The organism is Pseudonocardia acidicola, from assembly GCF_012911935.1.
Taxonomy (GTDB): Bacteria; Actinomycetota; Actinomycetes; order Mycobacteriales; family Pseudonocardiaceae; genus Pseudonocardia; species Pseudonocardia acidicola.
In genome coordinates this window covers 94,303-100,302 of sequence record NZ_JAAXLA010000019.1, presented here as the reverse complement: position 1 = coordinate 100,302, position 6,000 = coordinate 94,303, and the positions used below count along the sequence as shown (strand labels likewise).

The following is a 6,000-nucleotide window of genomic DNA, read 5'->3' as shown; positions in this document are numbered from 1 at the left end:
CCTGCTCAACCGGGTCTCCGGGGAGCTGCGCTCGGTGGTCCACGACGTCGCCGGTACGACGGTCGACCCGGTCGACTCGCTGGTCGAGCTCGACGGCGAGGTGTGGCGCTTCGTCGACAGCGCGGGCGTGACCCAGTGGAGGCGGCTGGGCCCCGGGCTTTCGGCGGGCATCGCCGATCCGATACAACATGGTCATCATCTGATGACACAGCGTCGCCACGGTGTCGCCCGAAAACCGGTCGAAACGGCGACAGGACGCGGACAGGGGGACGCCAGGTGAGTTGCTCATGACGCCGGCGGATGACGAGCAGGAGCTCGGTCTGATCGGTGCGGTCTTCGAGGATCCCTTCGAGGAGGAGAATCGCTCGGCGTTCGTCCGGCCCTACGTGTTCACCAAGGGCCGGACCCGCTCCCGCTACGAGCTGGGCATCGAGACGCTGGTGTCGACGGTCCCGGCGGCGCTGCACCGGCCGGACCTCGAGGAGCACCGCGGCGTCCTCGAGTTGTGCCTGCAACCGCGGTCCGTCGCCGAGGTGGCTGCGCTCTCCCGCGTCCCACTGGGGGTGGGGCGGGTGATCGTCGGCGACCTCGCGGTGGCCGACGCGCTCGTCGTGCACCGCACGACCGGCGCCGCCGGGCCGGACCTCGCGCTGATGGAACGGGTGCTGAGCGGGCTGCGCCGGCTCTGATCCCGGCCCCGCCGGGGAGTGATGTTGCCGGTCCTGCGGTGCGGCGCGGGTCCGGCTGTGGCACAACATCACCGTGACAGAGACGTCTGCGCCGTCGCCGGATCCCGCCGACCTGATGCCGCCGCCGATTCCCGTGGTGCCCCCGCCGTACCACTCCCCGGAGCGCGAGAGGCTGCAGGCGCAGGCCCGCCGGTTCGCGGCGGAACGGGTGCTGCCGGTCGCCAACGAGCTGGACCCGGTCAAGGGCGAGATCCCGCGATGGCTGCTCGAGGAGATGGCCGCCGAGGGCTACTTCGGTATCACCGTGCCCACCGAGCACGGCGGGCTGGGACTCGGCGCGTTCGAGTACTGCATGGTCGCCGAGGAGCTCGCCAGGGCCTGGATGAGCGTCGCCAGCATCATCGCCCGGGCGCAGGGCGCGGGTACCGGAGTCGCCGACGAGGCCCGCCGCCACGAGCTGCTGCGCCGCAGCGCCCGGGGGGAGTGGATCGGCGCGATCGCGCTGTCCGAGCCCGACGCCGGCTCCGACCTGGCCGGGGTGGCGACCCGGGCCGAGCGGGACGGTGACGCGTTCGTGCTCACCGGCCGCAAGCGCTGGACCGGCAACGCCAAGGCCGCCGACTTCATCCAGGTGCTGGTGCGCACCGCCGACCCGGGCCCGGACGAGCGCCGCTCGGCCGGGCTGGCGACGCTGCTCGTGGAGAAGCAGCGCGACAGCTTCCCCGAGGGCCTCACCGGCCGGCCCATCGACAAGATCGGCTACCACGGGTTCGTCACCTGGGACCTGGAGTTCGACGGGCTGCGGGTGCCGGTGGCCAACCAGCTGGGCGGCGAGAACGCCGACGAGGGCGCGTTCGCCTCCACTCAGCAGTGGCTCAACATCGCCCGGGTGCACACCGCCGCCCGGGCGGTCGGCCTGGCCCGCGCCGCGGTCGAGGACTCCATCGTCTACCTGCAGGAACGCCGGCAGTTCGAGCACCCTATCGGCGACTTCCAGGCCGTGCGGTTCAAGCTGGCCACCATGGCCGCCCGGGTGGAGCAGGCGCGGGCGTTCTACCAGCACGTGGCGCACCTGATCGATCTCGGGCAGCCCTGCGAACGGGAGGCCGCGATGGTGAAGCTGCTGGCCACCGAGATGGCGGCCGAGGTGACCGGCGATGGCATCCAGCTGCACGGCGGCAACGGCTACACCACCGAGCACCGGGTCGAGCGGCACTGGCGCGACGCCCGGCTGACGACGATCTTCGAGGGGACCAGCGAGATCCAGATGAAGATCGTGGCCGACCGGCTGCTGCCGCGCAGCCCGCTGGGTTAACCCGAGGGCTCGGCGGTGGGCAGCTCCCGCACCCACAGCTCGGCGAGCCGGCGTCCGACGATCGTGCCGACGGGCCAGTCGGCCACCAGTTCGGCGAGCTCGTCGGCCTCCTCGTCGGCGCAGTCGTCGCACGGCTCGTAGCCCTGCTGTTGCAGGCTCGACCGGATCGCCTCCACGTAGTCGGGGTAGGACAGCGGGACCTCCGCGACCCGGGCCGTGGTGGTCGCGCGGTGGGAGTTCAGTCCGGCGAACGCGCGTCCGCAGCCGCAGCCGCCGCCCGGGTCCGCCCGGTCGAGTGCGCAGATCTCCCCGATCCGTACCAACTCGCCCTCGACACACCAGTGGTAGTCACCTGCCCGGGCACCCTGCGTCCGCGCGGTCGCCACCAGGACCTTCATGGCCGTCTCCTCTCGTCGACGGCAGAGATCTAGCAGTGACCCCCGACACCTGCGCGGCGCGGCGTGTGCCGCGACCTGGTCGCCCATGTGTCAGCGATACATTGACGCTCCTACGATGTCAATCGATCGTTGACGCGACGTGCGCGCTCGTCCGTCCGCGCGTGGCAGTCAGGGCAGTGGGCGTCGGCAGCTGCGGCCGATCCGGGACCCGGGGCCGGTCATCCGGGCCAGCGCGGGTGGCGGGGCCGTGAATCGGTGAGCGGCGCGGGCGCGAGCGATGGGGGAGGCGGCCGGCGTCTCGCGGGGCCCCCGGACCGATCTCCGGCGAGCGGGGCGCCCGGCCGCGGCCCGGAGACGCTGGTGATCGGGGCGTCCGATCGGCGCCGGGGACGGCCGATCACGCGTGGTCGCCTGCCCCCGCCGGGGACGGCCGGACGGTGTGCGGGGTCGCGGGCGGGTTGCGGTTCGGGCGGCCGGTCCCGGTGGGCACGGCCTGCCTAGCCCTGCGCGTCGCCGCCGGCGTCGGTCTGCTTGCGGCGGCCACCACGCTGCATGTCCCCGGTCGTGGTGCGCCGTCCGGGGTCGATGAGCCGCTTCCACTTGCCCTGCGCCGCCTGGCGGCTGCTGAGCTGGGCCTGGACGGTCTCCGCGACCTGGGCCCAGGTCATCCCGTCCTTGCGCAGCTGACGGATGAGATCGCGCTCGTAGTAGTCGGCCAGCCGGCGCATCTCCTGGACCAGGGCGTACCAGGTGGCTGCCCCGTTCTTCGTCAACGCGCCGTTCTTGCCGAGCTCCTTGAGCGCGTCGAGCTGGCCGACGATCGACGGGTTCCCGCTGGTCGTGGCCAGGCCGGCGTTCTCGAGCCAGCGCTGCGCCTCGTCGTACTTCATTCGTCAACCATAGATTGACGGCTTCATTTCGTCAATCATGCGTTGACATCATCAACCACGCCGCGGTGACGCGGGATTCGCGGCGTGGATCGACCTGGGCAGAGACGCCCGCACGTCGCCGTGCGGGCGGGGAGGAACGCCCGGGCTCAGACCGTGTCGGAGACGCCGGTGACCCACACGACCGCGGTGCCCTCCTCGTCGGAGGCGGTCAGGTCGATCTCGGCGGTGATGGCCCAGTCCCGGTCGCCGGCCGGGTCGTCGAGGACCTGCCGGACGATCCAGCGCTCGGGCTGCTCCTCGATGTCGATCAGCTGCGGGCCCCGGGCGTCCGGGCCGATGCCGATCTCGTCGTGCAGCTCGAAGTACGGCTCGAACGCCTCGCGCCATGCCGCCGCGTCCCAGCCGGCGTCGGCGTCGAGCTCGCCGAGCAGATCCCAGCGGCGCAGCGCGGCCAGCTCGACGCGGCGGAACATCGCGTTGCGCACCAGGACCCGGAAGGCCCGCTTGTTCGACGTGACCCCGGCCGGTAGCTGGTCGACCGGCGGGGGAGCGACGTCGGCGCCGCTGTCCACTCCGGCCGCGAGCTTCTCCCACTCGTCGATCAGGCTGGAGTCGACCTGGCGGACCAGCTCGCCCAGCCACTCGATGAGGTCGCTGAGCTCCTCGGTCTTCGCCTCGTCCGGCACGGTCTGGCGCAGCGCCCGGTAGGTGTCGGCGAGGTAGCGCAGCACCAGGCCCTCGGACCGGGCCAGTTGGTAGTGCGAGATGTACTCGACGAAGGTCATCGCCTTCTCGGACATGTCCCGCACGACCGACTTGGGCGAGAGCCGCGCGTCGGAGACCCACGGGTGGCCGCGCCGGTAGGTCTCCAGCGCCGCCTCCAGCAGCTCGGCGAGCGGCTTCGGGTACGTGACGTCCTCGAGCAGCGCCATCCGCTCCTCGTACTCGATCCCCTCGGCCTTCATCGCCGCGACCGCCTCACCGCGCGCCTTGTTCTCCTGCGCGTGCAGCACCTGGCGCGGATCGTCGAGCGTCGCCTCGATCACCGACAGCACGTCCATGGCGTAGCCCGGCGACTCCCGGTCCAGCAGCTCGACGGCGGCCAGCGCGAACGGCGACAGCGGCTGGTTGAGCGCGAAGTCGAGCTGCAGGTCGCCGACCAGCCGGACCCGGCGGCTCTCCGCGTCGGGCGCGGGCAGCTCCTCGACGACACCGGCGTTGCGCAGCGCGCGGTAGATCGCGATCGCGCGCAGGATGTGCTTGCGCTGCGCGGGCCGCGGCTCGTGGTTGTCCTCCAGCAGGTGGCGCATCGCGGTGAACGCGTCGCCGGGCCGGGAGATGACGTTGAGCAGCATCGCGTGGGTCACGGCGAACTGGCTGGTCAGCGGCTCGGGCTGGGCGACGGTGAGCTTCTCGAAACCCTTCTCGCTCCAGCCGACGAAGCCCTCCGGCGGCTGCTTGCGCACGATCCGCTTGCGCTTCTTCGGGTCGTCGCCGGCTTTCGCGAGCAGCCGGGCGTTCTCCACCTCGTGGTCGGGGGCCTCGGCCACCACAGTGCCGACGGTGTCGTAGCCGGCGCGGCCGGCCCGCCCGGCGATCTGGTGGAACTCCCGGGCCTTCAGGCCGCGGGTGCGCACGCCGTCGTACTTGGACAGAGCGGTGAACAGCACGGTGCGGATCGGGACGTTGATCCCGACGCCGAGGGTGTCGGTGCCGCAGATGACCTTGAGCAGGCCGGCCTGGGCGAGGGTCTCCACGAGCCGGCGGTAGCGCGGCAGCATCCCGGCGTGGTGCACGCCGATGCCGTGCCGGACCAGCCGGGACAGCGTCTTGCCGAAGCCGGCGGTGAACCGGAAGTTGCCGATCAGCTCGGCGATCGCCGCCTTGTCCTCCTTGGACGAGACGTTCACGCTCATCAGCGACTGGGCCCGCTCGATCGCCGCGGCCTGGGTGAAGTGCACGACGTAGACCGGCGCCTCGTGGGTCTCGAGCAGCTCGGTGATCGTCTCGTGCAGCGGGGTGAAGACGTAGCGGTAGTGCAGCGGGACCGGCCGTTCGGCGGAGGTGATCACCGCGGTGGGCCGGCCGGTGCGCCGGGTCAGGTCGTCGCGGAAGAACGTGACGTCGCCCAGCGTGGCCGACATGAGCAGGAACTGGGCCTGCGGCAGCTCGATGAGCGGGACCTGCCAGGCCCAGCCGCGATCGGGGTCGGAGTAGAAGTGGAACTCGTCCATCACGACGCTGCCGACGTCGGCGGTCGGGCCTGAGCGCAGCGCGATGTTCGCGAGGATCTCCGCGGTGCAGCAGATGATCGGCGCCTGCTCGTTCACGGCGGCGTCGCCGGTGAGCATGCCGACCTTGTCCGCGCCGAACACCTCGCACAGCGCGAAGAACTTCTCGCTGACCAGCGCCTTGATGGGTGCGGTGTAGAAGGTCCGCTCGCCGCGGGCCAGCGCGGCCGCGTGCGCCCCGATGGCCACCAGCGACTTCCCGGACCCGGTGGGGGTCGACAGGATGACGTTGCCGCCGGTGACGATCTCGAGCAGCGCCTCCTCCTGGGCCGGGTACAGGGACAGTCCCTGTTCCTCGAAGGCCCACTCGGTGAAGGCCTCGACGAGCGCGTCGGGGTCGGTGGAGCCGGTCGGCAGCCGTTCGGTGAGGGTCATGGTCTCCTGATCGTCCCGGGTCACCGACCGCCGCTGCGGCCC

Annotated in this window: 6 protein-coding genes; 3 read left to right on the top strand and 3 right to left on the bottom strand. The window is 71.8% G+C overall.

All coding sequences use genetic code 11. The features are described 5' to 3' along the window. The 3 genes from HF526_RS35320 to HF526_RS12830 all read left to right on the top strand — a co-directional run. Window positions 1–280 (top strand): GTPase (locus tag HF526_RS35320; protein ID WP_239028611.1); only part of this gene is annotated, 280 nt, incomplete at its 5' end. A 7-nt stretch (window positions 281–287) separates the two neighbouring features. Beyond that, window positions 288–689 carry a DUF742 domain-containing protein gene (locus HF526_RS12835; RefSeq protein WP_169381627.1) on the top strand — a complete coding sequence of 134 codons (402 nt, stop codon included), beginning with the start codon at window positions 288–290 and terminating at the stop codon, window positions 687–689. A gap of 73 nt (window positions 690–762) precedes the next feature. Further along, the gene (locus HF526_RS12830; RefSeq protein ID WP_338051447.1) at window positions 763–2,004 is read left to right on the top strand and encodes an acyl-CoA dehydrogenase family protein; all 1,242 of its coding nucleotides are present in this window, start codon (window positions 763–765) and stop codon (window positions 2,002–2,004) included. Here HF526_RS12830 and HF526_RS12825 read toward each other — a convergent pair. The 3 genes from HF526_RS12825 to HF526_RS12815 all read right to left on the bottom strand — a co-directional run bounded on the left by HF526_RS12825 (window position 2,001) and on the right by HF526_RS12815 (window position 5,958). Next, window positions 2,001–2,402 carry a DUF7715 family protein gene (locus HF526_RS12825; RefSeq protein WP_169381626.1) on the bottom strand — a complete coding sequence of 134 codons (402 nt, stop codon included), beginning with the start codon at window positions 2,400–2,402 and terminating at the stop codon, window positions 2,001–2,003. The genes HF526_RS12830 and HF526_RS12825 overlap by 4 nt on opposite strands. Before the next feature lie 497 nt (window positions 2,403–2,899). Further along, window positions 2,900–3,292 carry a hypothetical protein gene (locus tag HF526_RS12820; protein ID WP_169381625.1) on the bottom strand — a complete coding sequence of 131 codons (393 nt, stop codon included), beginning with the start codon at window positions 3,290–3,292 and terminating at the stop codon, window positions 2,900–2,902. 146 nt (window positions 3,293–3,438) lie between these two features. Continuing rightward, window positions 3,439–5,958 carry a DEAD/DEAH box helicase gene (locus HF526_RS12815; protein ID WP_169381624.1) on the bottom strand — a complete coding sequence of 840 codons (2,520 nt, stop codon included), beginning with the start codon at window positions 5,956–5,958 and terminating at the stop codon, window positions 3,439–3,441. Window positions 5,959–6,000 lie beyond the last annotated feature (42 nt).